19 protein-coding genes are annotated in these 17,190 nt (G+C 43.3%); 3 read left to right on the top strand and 16 right to left on the bottom strand.

Annotated features, from left to right (window positions below):
- Nucleotides 1-91 precede the first annotated feature (91 nt).
- From IGI96_RS12560 to IGI96_RS12540, 5 genes are all read right to left on the bottom strand, one after another.
- The gene (locus IGI96_RS12560; RefSeq protein WP_438785181.1) at nt 92-1,315 is read right to left on the bottom strand and encodes an amidohydrolase family protein; all 1,224 of its coding nucleotides are present in this window, start codon (nt 1,313-1,315) and stop codon (nt 92-94) included.
- Nucleotides 1,316-1,331: 16 nt separating this feature from the next.
- Nucleotides 1,332-2,693, bottom strand: a complete 1,362-nt coding sequence (locus tag IGI96_RS12555; RefSeq protein ID WP_128488865.1) for a citrate transporter — start codon at nt 2,691-2,693, stop codon at nt 1,332-1,334.
- A 27-nt stretch (nt 2,694-2,720) separates the two neighbouring features.
- Nucleotides 2,721-2,858, bottom strand: a complete 138-nt coding sequence (locus tag IGI96_RS12550; protein WP_016610026.1) for a hypothetical protein — start codon at nt 2,856-2,858, stop codon at nt 2,721-2,723.
- Between the two features lie 184 nt (nt 2,859-3,042).
- Nucleotides 3,043-3,966: a peptide-methionine (S)-S-oxide reductase MsrA gene (msrA, locus tag IGI96_RS12545; protein WP_016610024.1), complete on the bottom strand. Its 924-nt coding sequence runs from the start codon at nt 3,964-3,966 to the stop codon at nt 3,043-3,045.
- A 315-nt stretch (nt 3,967-4,281) separates the two neighbouring features.
- Nucleotides 4,282-4,827: a cysteine hydrolase family protein gene (locus IGI96_RS12540; protein WP_206617849.1), complete on the bottom strand. Its 546-nt coding sequence runs from the start codon at nt 4,825-4,827 to the stop codon at nt 4,282-4,284.
- Between the two features lie 102 nt (nt 4,828-4,929).
- Here IGI96_RS12540 and IGI96_RS12535 point away from each other — a divergent pair, with 102 nt between their 5' ends.
- On the top strand, nt 4,930-5,355 hold the full coding sequence (locus tag IGI96_RS12535; protein ID WP_115232060.1) for an Lrp/AsnC family transcriptional regulator: 426 nt from the start codon (nt 4,930-4,932) through the stop codon (nt 5,353-5,355).
- A gap of 225 nt (nt 5,356-5,580) precedes the next feature.
- Here IGI96_RS12535 and IGI96_RS12530 read toward each other — a convergent pair whose 3' ends face one another.
- The 4 genes from IGI96_RS12530 to rlmH form a co-directional block, all read right to left on the bottom strand.
- Nucleotides 5,581-7,101, bottom strand: a complete 1,521-nt coding sequence (locus IGI96_RS12530; protein ID WP_270287935.1) for a C40 family peptidase — start codon at nt 7,099-7,101, stop codon at nt 5,581-5,583.
- 422 nt (nt 7,102-7,523) lie between these two features.
- Nucleotides 7,524-8,282, bottom strand: coding sequence for a type I methionyl aminopeptidase (gene map / locus IGI96_RS12525; protein WP_005234612.1), 759 nt, complete (start codon nt 8,280-8,282; stop codon nt 7,524-7,526).
- Between the two features lie 42 nt (nt 8,283-8,324).
- Complete coding sequence (gene truA, locus IGI96_RS12520; RefSeq protein ID WP_270287934.1) at nt 8,325-9,062, bottom strand: tRNA pseudouridine(38-40) synthase TruA; 738 nt, start codon at nt 9,060-9,062, stop codon at nt 8,325-8,327.
- Between the two features lie 65 nt (nt 9,063-9,127).
- Complete coding sequence (gene rlmH / locus IGI96_RS12515; protein ID WP_008379108.1) at nt 9,128-9,607, bottom strand: 23S rRNA (pseudouridine(1915)-N(3))-methyltransferase RlmH; 480 nt, start codon at nt 9,605-9,607, stop codon at nt 9,128-9,130.
- Between the two features lie 373 nt (nt 9,608-9,980).
- Between rlmH and IGI96_RS12510 the strand changes: the two genes are divergently transcribed.
- Nucleotides 9,981-11,285 (top strand): S1C family serine protease, encoded by a 1,305-nt coding sequence (locus tag IGI96_RS12510; protein WP_010747716.1) that lies wholly within the window; start codon nt 9,981-9,983, stop codon nt 11,283-11,285.
- A gap of 68 nt (nt 11,286-11,353) precedes the next feature.
- On the opposite strand, the gene ytpR is transcribed toward IGI96_RS12510, so the two are convergent.
- The 4 genes from ytpR to pepA all read right to left on the bottom strand — a co-directional run bounded on the left by ytpR (nt 11,354) and on the right by pepA (nt 14,546).
- A complete protein-coding gene (ytpR, locus tag IGI96_RS12505) occupies nt 11,354-11,968 on the bottom strand; it encodes a YtpR family tRNA-binding protein (RefSeq protein ID WP_005225431.1) in 615 nt (204 codons plus the stop codon).
- 579 nt (nt 11,969-12,547) lie between these two features.
- Nucleotides 12,548-13,009 (bottom strand): universal stress protein, encoded by a 462-nt coding sequence (locus IGI96_RS12500; protein WP_005225429.1) that lies wholly within the window; start codon nt 13,007-13,009, stop codon nt 12,548-12,550.
- A gap of 12 nt (nt 13,010-13,021) precedes the next feature.
- Nucleotides 13,022-13,342 carry a thioredoxin family protein gene (locus IGI96_RS12495; RefSeq protein WP_270288010.1) on the bottom strand — a complete coding sequence of 107 codons (321 nt, stop codon included), beginning with the start codon at nt 13,340-13,342 and terminating at the stop codon, nt 13,022-13,024.
- 127 nt (nt 13,343-13,469) lie between these two features.
- Entirely contained in the window at nt 13,470-14,546 is a 1,077-nt protein-coding gene (pepA, locus tag IGI96_RS12490; protein WP_034870266.1) for a glutamyl aminopeptidase, read from the bottom strand.
- 292 nt (nt 14,547-14,838) lie between these two features.
- Between pepA and IGI96_RS12485 the strand changes: the two genes are divergently transcribed.
- A complete protein-coding gene (locus IGI96_RS12485) occupies nt 14,839-15,183 on the top strand; it encodes a peptidase (RefSeq protein WP_005225425.1) in 345 nt (114 codons plus the stop codon).
- 60 nt (nt 15,184-15,243) lie between these two features.
- On the opposite strand, the gene IGI96_RS12480 is transcribed toward IGI96_RS12485, so the two are convergent.
- The 3 genes from IGI96_RS12480 to IGI96_RS12470 all read right to left on the bottom strand — a co-directional run bounded on the left by IGI96_RS12480 (nt 15,244) and on the right by IGI96_RS12470 (nt 17,189).
- A complete protein-coding gene (locus tag IGI96_RS12480; protein ID WP_153883354.1) occupies nt 15,244-16,278 on the bottom strand; it encodes a hypothetical protein in 1,035 nt (344 codons plus the stop codon).
- A 77-nt stretch (nt 16,279-16,355) separates the two neighbouring features.
- Entirely contained in the window at nt 16,356-16,757 is a 402-nt protein-coding gene (locus tag IGI96_RS12475; protein ID WP_005225423.1) for an Ohr family peroxiredoxin, read from the bottom strand.
- A 183-nt stretch (nt 16,758-16,940) separates the two neighbouring features.
- A complete protein-coding gene (locus IGI96_RS12470) occupies nt 16,941-17,189 on the bottom strand; it encodes a GlsB/YeaQ/YmgE family stress response membrane protein (protein ID WP_005225422.1) in 249 nt (82 codons plus the stop codon).
- Nucleotide 17,190 lies beyond the last annotated feature (1 nt).

Here is a 17,190-nt window from a genome sequence, read left to right as displayed (position 1 = left end):
TCCGTCAAAAGCAGTCAGACTGCCTTTGACGGACGTGTTCTTTCAGTGATTCACTTTTTTTGTGACAACCCCCATAAGGGCGAAAAATCGCTTAGCGGTGGATCGTCACTTCTTTTTTGACTTCCACGGTGATGCGGCCATTTTTGATGACCACTAAACGTTCAGGAATATCGATCAGCACATCGGCTTTTCTCTGGGTATCTAAAAGAATCAAATCTGCGCGATTGCCAACAGCGATTCCATAGTCTTTGATATTTAATGCTTTGGCGGTATTGGTCGTAATCATTGGCAAGACCGTCGGCAGGTCATCGGCACCGCCTAAATGCGCCACTGGCACAGCCAACATAGCGATTTGGATCAAATCCCCATTGCCATAGGGCGTAAAGGCGTTTCGGATATTGTTGCTGCCTAAGCAGATATTCACACCAGCATCACGTAACTTGCGAATCGGCGTCACGGCACGGCGAACGTTGTAGGCATCGTTTCTAGCACCTAAGTGCAAGTCGGTCGCAGGCAACGGCATCACATTGATTTGGGCTTTGACCATCAAATCGATGACTTCTGCCAGCTGATCTGGTTCCATAGCGTGCAGCGCAGTCAAGTGTCCTACTGATACCCGACCTTGGTAGCCTTCTGCGATGGTTTTTTCACACAGGTAGACGATCGATGTATCGTCTGCTTCGTCGGCAAAATCTTGATGCAAGTCAATGTCTTTATCAAATCGTTTGGCGATCTCAAAGATCAAGTCGATGTGCTCATTGGCTGGCGCATCATTGTAAGGAATCCCGCCAACGACATCGGCGCCTTTTTCCATCGCTTCGATCATCATTTTATCCGTCCCTAGGGCTTTAAAAATCCCTTCTTGCGGAAAGGCAACGACCTGAATATCGATCAAGTCGCGGTATTCTTCTTTTAAGCGCATGATGGTGTCAAATCCAGTGAAGCCTTGTGCTGGATCAAATTCGGCATGGGTGCGCACAGCAGTCGTGCCGTGCAGGATCAGCATTTCTAATGCACGTTTCGCTCGATCATAAATATCTTCTTCGGTAAAAGTCGGTTTCAGCTTTGCCGTAACTTGGATCGCTTCTTGCAACGTACCTGAATTATTGGGCTCACGATCGGCGATCAAGGCTTTGTCTAAGTGGATATGGCTTTCGATCAAGCCAGGGATCACCACTTTGCCTTTCGCCTCAATCGTTGTTGCTGCTGATTCTTCAATGTTGGGTGCAACTGCGGTGATTTTTCCTTCTGAAATTGCAATATCTACTAATTCTGCATCGTCTTCAAGACGTGCTTGCTTGATCAATAAATCCATGTTTTCCTCCTATCCATCAGCCAAACACTAAGCCGATGACTAATAATAATACGGCTGCTAAACTCAACCACTTCACGTTTCCTTTGACTACATCCAGAATCGGAATTTGGAAACCAGAAGATAAAGCTTGCATCGTAATGTTGACGAAACTCATTTGACTGCCGAGGCCAACCCCCATCGTTACAAAGCCAAGAGCTAAGACTGGGAAGCCTAATGAAACGGCAACTGGTAGCACGAGTGTTAAAACGGAGCCGACATAGGCACCCGCGGGAATCCCAATCAAGACACCCGTCAAGATCGCCACGGGAACGACGATCGCTGCGGGGGCATTTTGTGCCGCACCGGCAATTACAGCAAACGTCCCCGTTTCAGCGATTACGTTGATGAAGGCTAAAAAGATCCCCACTTGGAACAAGCGGGTCAAAATATACGTCGATCCGTCCACCATCGCTTCCACCGATTGATTCATCGAAAAGTCGGTACAAACAAAAATCAACGCCAACGTGACCACCATATAAACTAGCGGCGTAAAGAGGACAAAGCCCATCAGGTCATTGATCAACGGACCAAAGATGACCGCAAAAAGCAAGAAGATCGCAGGCAGTGTCGTTTTGAATAACTCGCCATTGCTTTTGTTTTCGTACTCTTGGTTGGCTGATTCTTTGAAGCCTAGATGACGACGCTTGGTCCCGAAGAATGCCAATAAAATCGCCAAACCAACGAATAGCAACCAAAATGGGCGCATTTGATCAACGTAAGAAGCGACACTAAAACCGCCTAGTTCAGACACGATACTAGATTCCAAAGAGGCAGGAGAAGTCGTAAAGGAGACCGCTGCCGCCAACGACATCGCTGCGATCAATTCGGGTACCACCCCAACTGCCGCAAATGCTAACGGTGCGATCACCATCGCACTCCCGCCGCCGATTCCAGACATATAAGTCGCTGCTGCCAATAAGATGACAATAAAACCAGCCACATATTCCACTTTTCCTTTGGTTCCTCTTTTGGCTAAGGTTAAGGCCGCCGTATAACTACCCGCTTTGAAGACCGCCATCGCTACAGCGGAATTGATGATTGGCACCGTAATACTCAACATCGTCGGAATAGCTTCCAACAGTTGCGAATTGGCTTCAGCTAAACTGATCCCGCCAATAATCATCGCCAAGATCCCAGCAATCAAGCCAGCAATGATCATATCTACTTTTTTAAAGAGCAAAACCAGCACTAACACTAATGGAATCAGTACTAGAAATGCTTTGACTCCTGTTGGTGCGACGATCTCATTGATCGCTTCTGCCGCAAACACTGTTCTTTCTGAAAAGATAAAAAGAATGAGAGCCATAAACAGTGAGACGAACGTTCCCTTTTTTTTCATCACATTTCTCCTAACTTATATGAACCTTCATATAATAAATGTTGTGTTGCTATGGGGTGTTGCCGATTGATTTTCCCGCTGATTTTTCTCTGGTGTTTCCCACCTTCTTTCCTCGAAGAAAGGAATCAAGCAAAAGACACCTGCTTTTTCGACCTTTTTCGCCACTTTTTCTTTCTCTATTATAATTCTTGTTGTTAACGCTTTCTTTGGACATTATTCTAAAATAAATATACGTTTTTTATCCAATTGGCTAAAAGCGCAGAAAAAAGCGCAGCTTGTGGAGAAAAGAGCCTTCATTTGATCCTTTTGCCCTTTTCTCGGAGCCCCGCTTTTTTTAGTGATCTTCTGTTTATGATCGTTTTTTTCCTCGGTTTGTCCAGCGTTTCAGCCGATAAAAAAGCATCAGTTGTTTGCGCGCTCGCTTGATCCGCTGGTAGCGCTTTGGCTGCTTCTTGTAAAATGCTTGATGGTAGTTTTCCGCTGGCCAAAACTGCGTGGCCTTGCGGATCTCAGTCACGATGGGTTGCTGATAATAACCAGATTGGGCTAGTTCCTTTTTGGCTTCTTGCGCAAGCACTTCCTGTTCAGCAGTCGTATAGAAAATGATTGGGCGATAAAAATTGCCGCGATCTTGAAATTGTCCGAAAGCATCTGTCGGGTCTGTCACTTGCCAGTACAACTGCAACAAGTCCTGATAGGTGATGATTTTGGGATCAAAAACGATCTCTACCGCTTCGACATGCCCTGTTGTTCCGCTTAGTACTTGATCATACGTCGGATTCGGGACTGTTCCCCCGGTATACCCCGACAAGACGGAAAGAATGCCCGGCTGGTCTTCAAAAGGCTCTACCATACACCAAAAGCAGCCGCCAGCAAAAATAGCCACTTCTTGTGCTTTTCCACCTGTTTCGTTCGGCTCCACGGAAACTTCTGCTGGTTGGACTTTGCTTGTTTCTTCATTCATTGCCTTTTTCGGTGCTGACTGGCTGATTGTTTGATAAAACTCGGCAACATTCGGGGTCAGATTGTTTCTCAGTGCCAACGGACGCAACGACGCTTCTAGTTTTTCCAAAACCCGCTTGGTCTGTTGGTCTTCAAGGCTATTTGACGATTCCTTTTCGTGTTTGCCTGCTTTTTGTTTGGTCGATAGCTGGGTTTCCAGTGTATTTTTTGCTTGCACCAGTTGTTCTCGTTCCCACTGTCTCGTGCCAGGATGCAAGATCAAATTATAGATTTCTGACAGCCACGCCATCGTTGTTTGCTTCATCACCATTGCCCCTTTGCCTCATGAAGGAGCGGCTCTCGCTCCTTGTTTGGTTGCACTGTACCATAGTTTCGCCGATTCGCCCAATTTGATGCCCAAAAAACGTTCGAGAGAAATCCTCGAACATTTTTGGCTTTTGTATGGGTTGGTTCTTATTCATCCTCTGAGGGATCAGCTCAGTATCATTGGTGGGTACGCAACTGGGCATTCATTTTTTTTAGAAACATTGAAGCGGAATGAGATAGGATCGCCAATTTCAAAGAGTGATCAAGAACCACTCAATGCAAATGAACCTTTGCCTTTGTTAGTAAATACGCAATTTTTCTACAATCCGTTTAAATAGTCATCGGTTTTCATCACCGTAGAGAAGGTTTCCAACGCCGATAAAAACGCTCGTTGAACAGCTTCCGCAGGAATTTCGTGTGCTTCAAATGTTAATGCTTTCGTTGCCGTGGCATCAGAAATCAGTATGGGCTGATAACCGAGTTCTTTACTAGCTCTTGTGGTTGAATCGATACACATATGCGTCATCATCCCAGTGATGATAACTTGTTGAACACCTAAAGAGTCTAACGTCTCTTTTAAATTTGTTTCAATGAACGAGTTGGGAAAGTGCTTTTCGATAATAATAGAAGAATGCGTTGTTTTTAACTGTTCATGCAGCAGTACACCTTTGGTCCCTCGTTCAAAAAAATCAGCTGCTTTTTGATCGTTGATGTGTTGGATATAGATGATCGGGAGTTGCTTTTCGATAAAAGACGCTTCTAGTTTATTTATGTTCGCAAGCGCCTGTTCAGGGGAATGAAGGGCCATTCTCCCCTCTTTAAAATAGTCATTTTGGACATCAATAATTACTAAAGCTTTTTTCATAGAATCACCATTTCTTTTCTTATTTGTTATAATCCAGTATAAATACATATGACCCTACAACAAAGCGTCTCTTGAAAAAGATAAAGTCAATTTACTTTCATTATGAAAGGAGGAACCCTTATGGACATCATCGATGAACAAATCCTAGCTATCCTGAAACACAACGCCAAATTATCGAACAAAGAAATCGGCGAAATGGTCCACCTGACGGGACAAGCCGTGGGCAATCGGATCTTGAAATTGCAAGATGAGGGAATCATTCAGCGATTTAGTATTGTGGTGAATTACCCAAGTACGCAATACATCCGGTTTTTTATGGATTCAAATCGCTATACAGCTTTTGAAGCCTTCGTGAATCAATACAAAGAAATTGAGGTTTTTCATAAAGTTTCAGGTCAAGCTTGTTATCTCTTGGTCAGTCATTTTACAGATGTAACCTTCCCTTTATTTATAGAGAGTCTCTCAAAGTGGGGCAGGTATAGTGTAGAAACCTTTGTGGCTGACAAACTCAATCATGGGGATGATTGATGTGCTTGCTAAAGGGTTGTTGAATAAAGCTTTCACTGGAGCGGTGAGAGGGATAAGAAAAAGGGGCAAAACGATTTGAGTTTTTTTCCTTTTAAATGAATTGTTCGAAATTCATTGTCCTAATTATATTAATTAAACTTGAGAAAGCAAAAAGCGAATCAAGTGTGGATTGGCTTTTTGCTTTCATCTAGGATAATAAAAAATATTGATAATTTTTGCGAGAACTTATTTAACACTTGTACCTTGAGTGTTAACATATCCAATCCATGTATTTGTATTATCATATAAGGAATAGAAGGTCTTTCCATTTCCTAATGTATATTTTACTTTAGCAGTGTAACTATTACCATACAACTGACCTGCTTCGAATTTTTTACTAGTCCAATAAAAATTGTTCCACATAGGATAGTTTTTGCTAGTAATCTGTACTCCTATGTTAATATTTTCAGTTCTTAAATCTTCAGTAGCATCAGAATTAATATAACCTATCCATGTGTCGCCTTGATATATAGAATAAAATATCTTTCCATTTGACAGAGTATATTTATATTTTGCTTTATAGACCAGACCACTCGAATAATTTTCTGTACTTCCCAATTTACTCGTCCAATATAGGTTTCCCCAAATCGGATAATTCTTCGTCGCACTGACAAATTTATCAATATTTTCAGCCTTCAAATCAATAACCGCTTCAGCATTGATATAACCAAACCATTGATCACCACGATAGAGAGAATAAAACTTTTTACCATTTGTTAAAGTATAACTAACAGATGTATAGTACACTGGATTATCGGCGAAATCAGAAGTATCGCCTAGTTTACTAGTCCAATAGAGATTTCCCCATCTTGGATAATTTTTAGTTGCCATAATATTTTTATTCTCGCTTGTAGCGGTTAATTCTTCAACTGCTACAGTATTAATAAATCCTACAAAGGAATCTCCACGATATAGTTCATAAAACGTTCTACCATCACTAAAAGAGATTTGATTTTTCGCATAATAAACTAAACCATCTTGAAAATTAGAAGTATTTCCATTTTGAGAAGTAAATTCTAAGTTGTTCCATATTGGATAATTACTGACCGCCATAACCGTTTTTCCATAAGGCACTGTTTGGTATTCTGATAGATCCATCCGGATGGCAAATGATGGATAGAAACTGTCCCAGATTGGAGATAATTCAACCGTTCTTCCAAAAGTTGGAGCATGAATATACTGATTATTTCCAATATAAATGGCAGTATGACTCGTTTTCCCTCTACTTCCCCAAAAAAGTAAGTCACCTGGTTTAGCCTCAGAGATAGGAATTTGCTTTCCAGCATACTCTTGCTCCCACGTCAATTTTCCGACATCTTTTCCTGTAACTTGATTAAAAACATAATAAACTAAGCCAGAACAATCAAATTTGTCAGGTCCCAATCTATCAGGATTTGTTTGAGTATATGGTTTACCTATATGTTTTTTTGCTTCTGCTACAATTTGCTCTCTTTGACTCAGATTACCGCCTGATAATGAACGAGATACGACCTCTCTTGTTAGTTGATTATTTTGAGAATTAATTTCATTGATGAATTCTACATATTCTTCATATGTCATAACTGAACTACGATTATCCTTTGAATAGTCTTCAAAAGTCACCTGCCCATCGTCAAACTCATCTGCTTGTACAGATTGGAATGTGAAATTATGAACAAAAAAACAACCAATTCCTAATAATAAAATACCCCATACACGTTTTTTCACTTTATCTCTCCTTTATTTTTTTATCTTAAAAGTATATCACGGTTTTTTTCAGTAAATAAAGGCTATAAAGAGATAAATATAGATGAATAAAAACTTCTAAATTTAACGATTCTGATTTTTCCAAGAATTTTTTTCGTTCTCTCAAAACTATGACGATATTTTAAAAAGGAAATAACAAAAAAATAATTCGATACTGACTATTCTTATATCCAGCTTTTATATCTTTTAATGTTTACTCCAAAAAGCTTCTACTGGAAGTAGTTTGATTGTTTCATAATCATTTCCTAAAAAGACCTACTTTTCTTCCAATTTGAATGTGCTATACCCTAGCTTCGCAACTTCGACAAGTAAATGCAAAAAATCGTTCGTGTAGAAACACTCGAACGATTTTCGTATTTTCTTCTATTCTATCGGCCTTGTGTTCACGTTTCTTCCTTTTGCAACGTCATGATGACTGGACCTTCTTTGGTGATGGCGATCGAATGTTCATATTGGGCACAATAACTGCCGTCAATGGTGCGTGCTGTCCAGCCGTTCGGGTCCATTTTCATGCGCCAAGTGCCGGTCGTGATCATCGGCTCGATAGTGATCGTCATGCCTTCTTTCAACCGAATTCCTTTGCCAGGTAACCCGAAATGAGGAAAGAATGGTTCTTCATGAATGGTTGGGCCAATGCCGTGAGCAATAAAGTCCCGCACGACACCATACCCTTTTTCTTCAGCGAAGCTTTGGATCGCATAACCAATATCGCCAACTCGGTTGCCAACCTGTGCTTGCTCGATGCCTCTCATCAAGGCTTCTTTCGTGACTTCCATCAGTGCTTGATGTTCTGGTGAAATCTCTCCTACCGCATACGTCCAACAGCTGTCAGAGATTGCCCCTTTGTAATCGACACAAAAATCGACTTTGACGACATCGCCTGATTTTAAAACATATTCTGAGGGGAAACCATGACAAATCTCTTCATTGACACTGATACACGTCGCAAATTCATAGCCTTCAAACCCGATTTGCGCGGCTGTTGCCCCTGCAGCTTCTATCTGTTGATGGACAAAGGCGTTGATTTGGTTCGTAGTGATACCGGGAACGATTTTCTCTCGTAGCTGTTCGTGAATACTTGCCAAGATACGACCAGAAGTTTTCATTTGTTCGATCTCTCGTGGGGATTTTAATGTGATCAATAGATGATCTCCTTTCCTTAAATAGCCATTACCCTGTTTCTTTTAATAATACACCTCATCTAGAAATAAGCCATGAGAAGGCACTGTTTCACCAGCTGCTTGTCGTACTTTATCGGCTAACACTTGATCGATCACTTCTGGTGGCAGTGTGCCATCGCCAATGGCAATCAGTGTGCCTATCAAGATTCGGACCATTTTATGCAAAAAGCCGTTGCCTTTGAAGGTAAACCGCAATAGGTCGCCTTCTGGTGTGATGGTGATTTCATCGATCGTGCGCACCGTTGATTTTTTTGATTTTTTCAATGCAGAAAAGCCGATAAAATCATGGGTGCCGATCAACTTCTCAGCCGCTTGCTGCATTTTTTCCAAATCAAGGGGCTGCGGGCAATGAAAACTAGTATTGCGAGCAAAGACTGATGGGATCGCGTTGTTCCAAACATAATAGCTGTATTGCTTGCCTTTGGCGTGATAGCGTGCATGGAAGCGCTCAGGCACCTCTTCAATCTTGTTGACGACGATGTCTTGCGGCAAATAGCGGTTAAAGAACTGCTGCATCTCTGGCAAACTCATTTGATGGGTCGTCTTGAAATTTGCCACTTGTCCTCGAGCATGCGTGCCCGCATCGGTTCTACCAGAACCGACGATCTCAATTTCTTCTCCCGTCAATAATTTGATGACCCCTTCAACTTTTTCTTGGATCGTTTTTTCAGAATCTCCTAGTCGTTGCCACCCTAAGTAGCGCTTGCCGTCATATTCAATCGTTAATTTGATATTTCGCATGGTTGTTGCTCCTTTTTACCGGTAGTACCGGTGGATAATTTTTTCTATTCTATTGCTTGAGATATTTACTTATGATACGGCGCCCCCGTATTGATTCGATACGCGCGATAGATTTGCTCCAATAAGATCAACTTCATGAGTTGATGCGGGTAGGTCATTTTGCCAAAGGAGATTTTGGCATCACTGCGGGTCATGACTTCTTGGCTTAAGCCTAGGGAGCCGCCGATGACGAAGGTCAGTTGGCTTTTTCCTTGGATGCCGAGTTGATCGATTTGTTTGGCGAAGGCTTCGCTGGTGGGGTTGGTGCCTTCGATCGCTAAGGCAAAGACATATTCGGTGTCTTTGATTTTGGCTAAAATGCGCTGCCCTTCTTTTTCTTTGATCTGCAGCATTTGGGCTTCACTCAAGGTTTCTGGTGCTTTTTCATCTGGTACTTCGACAAACTCAAGCTTTGCGTATGCCCCCAATCGTTTGGCGTACTCGTTGATGCCTTGAACTAGGTACTTTTCTTTTAATTTTCCTACTGTGACGATTTTGATTTTCATAGATTCCTCCTCGTTATCCCTTTATTTTATGAAAATGTGGACAATGCTATCCACAACCTTTTACACACTTTGACTTTCTTTGAAATTCTTCTATCTTATCTATAAAAATGCGACACTTCAAGGGTTTCTTCATCCACCCAACCAAAGCTTTCAAGTTTGTCCACACACTGTGGATAAACAGACCTTCGCTTCTCCCCAGTTTTGCCTGCTATTTTTATTCAAAAATGAACGGGTTTTGCGAAGAAAATTTCATCGTTTGAAACAGATTCTTACGCAACTTCTTCATATTTTTTTCAAAATCTCTTAGTAGACTAATCTCAGATAGAAGGAATATACTGATTATAACGAATTATTCATTAAGGGGGAAATAGTAATGGCAAGAAAATATGTCACACCAGGCAAGAAAACTTCTCCTGGTTTATTAAAACGATTAGGCATTGGGATTTTAGGCGGTATGGTCGGCGGTTTATTGACCTTCGGCGGTCTGTATCTGGCAATGGGGTCATCTTTGACTTCAACACCAGAAACCACGACCAACAGCGGGGTCCAAGATTCTAACGGACAAACCCAAGTATCCAATGTAAAACTTGATGTGACTAGCGATGTCACTGAGGCAGTTGAAAAAGTACAAGATTCTGTCGTCTCCATCATTAATCTACAACAAAGTCAAAGCAACGATTGGAACAGCCTCTTTGGTCAGCAAGGCGGACAAAGTGAAGGCGATAGCCAAAGCGACGACGACAGTGCCTTAGAAGCTTCTTCTGAAGGGAGTGGGGTCATCTACAAAATCGATGGCGACGATGCCTATGTCGTAACCAACAACCACGTCGTTGAAGGTCAAGACGGTTTGGAAGTTGTTTTAGCTGACGGTACGAAAGTCAAAGCTGAATTGGTCGGTACTGACGCTTACACAGACTTAGCTGTATTGAAAATCTCTTCAGAGCATGTGACGACTGCCGCAACATTTGGTGATTCAAGTGCCTTGAAAGTCGGCGAACCAGCCATCGCGATCGGTTCACCTCTAGGCTCTGATTACGCAAACTCTGTGACACAAGGGATCGTTTCTTCCTTGAATCGTCAAGTAACAAGCCAAAACGAATCTGGTGGTACGATCAGTATCAATGCGATCCAAACGGATGCTGCGATCAACCCAGGGAACTCAGGTGGTCCACTGATCAACGTTGATGGCCAAGTGATTGGGATCAACTCAAGTAAAATCGCCAGCACCTCTGGCTCTGCTTCAGGTGTTAGTGTCGAAGGGATGGGCTTTGCGATCCCAAGTAACGATGTCGTTGAAATCATCAATCAACTAGAAGCAGACGGCAAAGTGGTTCGCCCTGCACTAGGGATCCAAACGATCGATTTAGGTTCCATCACATCACAACAACAAGAACAAATCTTGAAAGTTCCTTCATCCGTAACTTCAGGCGTTGTGATCTACTCAGTCAACAATGCAACACCAGCAGAACAAGCAGGATTGCAACAATATGACGTTATCACGAAGATCGATGACACAGAAGTCAGCACAACAACGGATCTGCAATCTGCGTTGTACAAACACAAAGTCGGTGACACGATCACTGTAACCTTCTATCGTGGCGATGAAGAAAAAACAGCAGAAGTAAAACTTTCCGTTGATACGTCGATCAACGAACAATCAACAGACAGCAGCAACTAATCACCAAAACCAATCGAAACAATCAAAAAATGAACTGCCGCAAAAACAGGAAGCGGCAGTTCATTTTTTTAGGCTTTACCGACTGGAAAAGCTTCACCTACAACGGCATCTTGAGGCAGCTCAAGGATGCCTTTTTTCATTGGTGCACCTTCTAAATGCAGTTCTTTAGCAGAGCAGATCATTCCGAAGCTTTCTACGCCACGAAGCGTCCCCGGCCAAATCATCAAGCCATCTGGCATCATTGCCCCAGGTTTTGCGACAACGACTTTCAAGCCTTTACGGATATTGGCAGCACCACAGACGATTTGCAAGACTTCCCCATCCCCGACTTCTGTTTCCGTGATAGACAGATGGTCGCTGTCTGGATGTTCCACACAAGATTTCACATAGCCAACGACGATTTTTGGTTCTGTATCTGCTGGCAGTTCTTCGCTGAATCCTGCTTCTTTGATCATGGTGTTCAATTGTTGGATTTGTTCTTTCGTCAACGTCACTTGGCCACGACCTTCGATCGTCATCACTTCTGAGATCGCAAAAAAGTTCCAGCCGACGATCGTGCCTTCTTCATTTTTGATTTGGGCAACATTGCCTTTGCGTTCGACGGTTTGTTCTAATCCTTTATCATCTGCTGTGATGGCAAGCAGTGTATCACTGACATATTCTTTGTTATAAGCAAAAATCACGTTTTTTCCTCCTTAGGTACTTACACATTCCGCCCATAATCTTAACAAATTTTTCGGCATCCGTCATGGAATTTCTTTGTTTTCCTTGAAATTCTACTCATTTTCAAAGACAAAAAACGCCTGAGAACCAACTTCTGCTGGCTGGCTTAGTTTGAAAATTGACGAAGGAGCAGAACCCGCGGCTTCTCAAGAACTTGCTGGTAGAACTACTTTCTACGAAAGAAGGCAACAACAATAAGTTTCCCAAAAAACGGATACAGGAAAAAACTAAGAACCAGCTGCGGCTTATTAGCTAAGACGCTGCTTTGCTAACGAGCCGATAAACGCTGGTTCTAAAAACTTCTGTTTGGCACTATTACCTACGAAACAAGACAACAGCGACAGATGTCTTCCCTCAAAACGAGCACAAAAAAACCTAAGAACCAGCTGCAGCTCATCAGCGAAAGACGGTGCTTTGCTAACAAGTGAAACATCGCTGGTTCTCAGGAACTTTCTTTTAACCCTTGTCTTCTTTTGCTGCCATCTTCTCTAAGAAAAAGAACTCGGCAACGACAAGCTTATTTTTTTTAAAAAATGACCTTACGCTTTGGTTTCTTCAGGCGATACGATCAGCACGTCGCACCGGGCTTCACGGATAACGAAGCTGGCGACACTCCCCATCATGAAGCGTTCCACTGCGTTCAGCCCAGATTGCCCCACCATGATCAAATCGATGTCGTATTGGTCTGGTAATTGAGTGGCAAGGGCGTCTTTGATGGAGCCGTAAGCGACGATGCCTTCTACTAAATCAAAATCCACTGATTTTGCGTAGGCTTTGCAGTCGTCGATCAGATTTTTCGCCGTGTCTTTTTCTTGTTCCAAGATGGAACTATCCAAAGGTGCATAGCCCATCATGGTAGGCACTTGCTGATCGATGATCGTTGCGGCATAGACCTTCCCTTGATTTCGACGAGCGACTTCCACTGCTTTTTTGAAGGCAGACATCGCTTGATCTGAACCGTCGATCCCTACTAAAATGTTTTGATATCTTTGTGCTTCCATCTTTTTCCCCTCCTATGTTGATTGTACGCTGGTTAAAAAGGCTTCGATCTCTTCTTTGGTTTTGCGATCCTTGTTGACTAACCGTCCCAGCTCCTTGCCGTCTTCGATAACGACGAGGCTAGGAATACCAAAAATGTTCCATTCAACCGCTACATCCATGTATTCATCACGATCGACTTCGATAAATTGAAGATTTGGAAAGTCCGCTTCGATCTCAGGCAATTGCGGTTTGATGTAGCGGCAATCCCCACACCAATCGGCGGTGAAAAAGAAGACATTTTTGCCTTTCTCCACATATGTTGCTAACTCTGCTAAATCTTTTGGAATAATCAAATGCTCACCACTTTCTTTTCTTTTAGTATACACCTTTCTTTCAGGGACTACCAACTGACATGCTGATCTTGCAAAACCCTGCAAAAAAAGAGACAACGGATGGCTGTCTCTTTTCGTTCGTTCTCGCTTATTGTCCAGCCAAGATCGTATCAACGGTTGAACGATCCAAACCTTTCAAGACTTGAATCACCATTTCCCGTGCCGCTTCATAATCAGCGATACTGAATAGGGTTTGGTGGGTGTGGATGTAACGTCCAGGAACACCGATGACTGAACTTGGGATCCCTTCATTTGCCATGTGTGCCGCACCAGCATCGGTACCGCCTTTGGAAACAAAGTATTGGTAAGGAATGTTGTTGGTTTCTGCTGTATCCAACAAGAATTCTTTCATCCGTGGCAACATGATCATGCCTGGATCATAGATTCGCATCAAAGTCCCTGCCCCTAGATGACCAAAGGTGCCATTTTTGGTGACTGTGTCATCTGCTGGCGAGCAATCGACCGCAAAGAACAAGTCTGGTTTGAATTTCGTCACAGACGGACGAGAACCTCGTAAGCCGACTTCTTCTTGAACATTGGCACCAGCAATCAGCGTATGGCCTAACGTTTCCTCTTTCAAGGCTTCAAGTGCTTCTAATACGACTGCACAGCCGTAACGGTTGTCCCAAGCTTTCGAGATGATGTTTTTCCCATTAGCTGTTTTGATGGTTTCCACTTGTGGGACGATCGTATCGCCAGGACGTACACCAAAACTTTCTGCTTCTTCTTTTGATTCAAACCCAGCATCAAACAAAATATCTGTGACTTCAACATTTTTTTGACCGCTGCTTCCTCGCAACAAATGTGGCGGTACTGAAGAAGAAACACATGGATAATCGCCTTTCGCGGTTTTCAATGTAAAGCGTTGGGCAGAAACCACATAAGGGTTCCATCCACCTAAAGGAGTGACTTTGAATAAGCCACGATCGGTGATCGTCGTCAATAAGAAACCAACTTCATCCATATGAGCAGCTACCATCACTCGCGGTGCATCTGCTTCTTGGTGGTGACGCAAACCGAAGATGCCGCCTAAGCCATCTTGTTGGATCTCGTCCACCAAGGGGGTCATCGCTTCACGCATATACGCCCGCACGTCGTGTTCAAACCCACTGGTTCCTTGTAACTCCGTTAGTTCTTTGATGCGTTGAAATGTTTTTTCTTCCATGATCATTCGAGAAACACGTATCGGTTGTTTGCTGCCCTAAAGAAACAAAGCTGCTTTTTTTGAAAAAGCAACGCTTGCTGTTGCTGTGTTTTCCAGCAATTTTTGGGTGAAACAACGGATGTGCTCTCTTCCTCCTTATTCCTACTGATATTCTTTATTATAGCGCAAATTTCTATTGTTGGTTATTTTTCTTATAGAATATTTCTAAACTATGGTAAACTATTGTTAAGAGAACCTGTGCTTTCACCGAGATCAAAACATTCGGGAAAACTTACTTTAGGAGGGACATTAGATGGAGAATGAGCATCCATTGCATTATTTTAAAAATGGACTGACCATCGGTTTAGGTCTTGGCTTTGCAGGAGGGATTTTTTCAACGATCTGGTTGAAGAAAAGGCAAGCCATGAATGCCGATGATGTCTTAGACAATATAAAAGCAGCATTTATCAAAGAAGGACCGATCGAAGGTTCCTGGATCAATTTCGAAAAACAACCTTTGCGCAAATTTGCGATCACTTCCCAAGGATATACTGGCGGCATTACCCGCACCGAAGACGGGCAGCTTGTCACCTATGAATTTTTGGCAGATGCTCATACAGGCACCGTCTTAGATATCCAACGAGCAATCGTGGACTAATCACTGCACTTACGACCAGCTTCTTAAGAGGCTGGTCTTTTTTCTTTTTAAGCAGTGCTTTTACTGGAGCAAGGTCGCAAGATCCAATACCACGACTTCATCGATGCTGCCGCCTTTTTGCCGATACGCCCATGCCCCACTTTCAAACAAGCAGTACAGCTGTCCTTTTTCTACCACGATCTGTTCAAGGTAATGGGGAAACTTGATGCGCCGCAACGCATGTTTGCGGGTCAGCACCGTTGCATCCTTTGAAAAGACCCATAACTCCGCCGACCCTGGTCCAAATGAACGTGCCAGCAACATGTATTCAGTGGTAAAGGCGATACTTTGGACTTTCGTGGTGGTGACCCTTCTCTTACGAGGCTTGATGCGAGGAGGCGTTTTGCGACCGCTGTCTGAAAGAACAGGCAGCGGATAATTCGCCACCACGCCTCCTTGTTTCAAGGCAAAGGTCCCTGAGACAAGTTCACCGCCATCGGCTGCCAAATAGGAGCTGTGAGTGATGCCTGCCAATTCGATGACTTGCTGATAAGCGATAGGCTGATTGATTGCCAAGGAATCATCTTCCAGCAGTGCTTGTAGAGAAACACACGCCACGCGCCCCATTCCTTTTCCAGTGATGGTTAGCCACAGCAATTGCGTTGCTCGATCAAAGACTAGGCCACCGACATGGGGGCGTTTTGGTAGAACCACCGTTTTCAGATGCCGCCCGCTCGTTCTTTCTATTATATAAAGCTGTGAGTGATGTTCCTGCTGCGAACAATACGCTGAGATGAACAAATAGTCCTCTGAAACGGCCAACCCTTGTGGGGTCATTGCCTGACATTGATCTGCATGCTTGTGCAGCCTCGTTTCTGCTTTCGCCGTTGCCGTCGTTGCCACTGCGGCAGTGGCTTCTTTTAAACCAGGAACCAAAAGGACTGCTTCCCTTTTTGCCCCGGCTGCCAGCCACGCCTGCCGGACGCTGGGGTAACGCTTCAGTTGAACTGCCAGTGCTTGGTTGTGGCGTGTATGTCGTTGCTTTTTCAGCCAGTACACCACAAAAAGGCCAACCACAAACACGCCCAAAAGCAGCAAGCTCTCTGTTTGTCTCATTGATTGGCCTCCTTGATGAATTCCCTCTTGTCGGTTGATTTACCAACCGCTTATTGTTTGTCTATTCGTAATACTGCTTAGACTACTTGAACTTCAACATCAATGTTGCCGCGAGTGGCCCGAGAATACGGACAAAAATCGTGGGCTTCTTCTGCGATTTTCTCTGCCTCGGCTTTTTCAACGCCTGGTAACGATACTTCTAAAATCACGCCGATTTGGTAACTACCGTCCTCATGCTGATACAAAGACACTCTTGCTTTAACTTCGGATTCGGATTCGATGTTATGCTCTTTCAGCATATGCTGTACGGCACCGTTGAAGCATGAAGCATAGCCTGCGGCAAATAATTGCTCTGGATTGGTCCCTTCACTATGAAGACCTGGCTTGTCGATTTTCAGGTGAAAACTACCGTTTGGTGCTTCGACCTCTCCGACACGTCCGCCTCGATTGATCATCGCTGTTTCATATTGCTTTTTCATTGAACCTCTTCCTTTCTTTTTTGACCTACTTCAAGTGTAACGACAATTTTCTAATCTGACAAAAGGATTGCTTATGCATCCTTTTAAAAAACAAAAAAGGCAAACCCAGAAACTCTGGATTTGCCTGTCTATTCAAGGTAGTTCCTACCCGAAATAAATGAATGAAAACAATTGCTGAATGGACTAGCCGTTTGAACGTCCTAAGAAGAATGAAACAACAGCAACTACAATAACCGCACCAATAATTGATGGGACGATTGCCATTCCAGCAAGTGATGGACCCCAAGAACCTAAGATCGCTTGTCCAATAGCTGAACCTACTAAACCTGCAACGATGTTGGCGATCCAACCCATTGATCCACCTTTATTTGTGATAGCTCCGGCGATCAAACCGATAATAGCTCCTACGATTAATACCCATAACCAATGCATA

This window comes from Enterococcus sp. DIV0421 (assembly GCF_051713745.1).
Classification (GTDB): Bacteria; Bacillota; Bacilli; order Lactobacillales; family Enterococcaceae; genus Enterococcus_D; species Enterococcus_D casseliflavus.
Note: the sequence above shows the minus strand (reverse complement) of the source record. Positions and strands in the feature narration are given on the sequence as shown.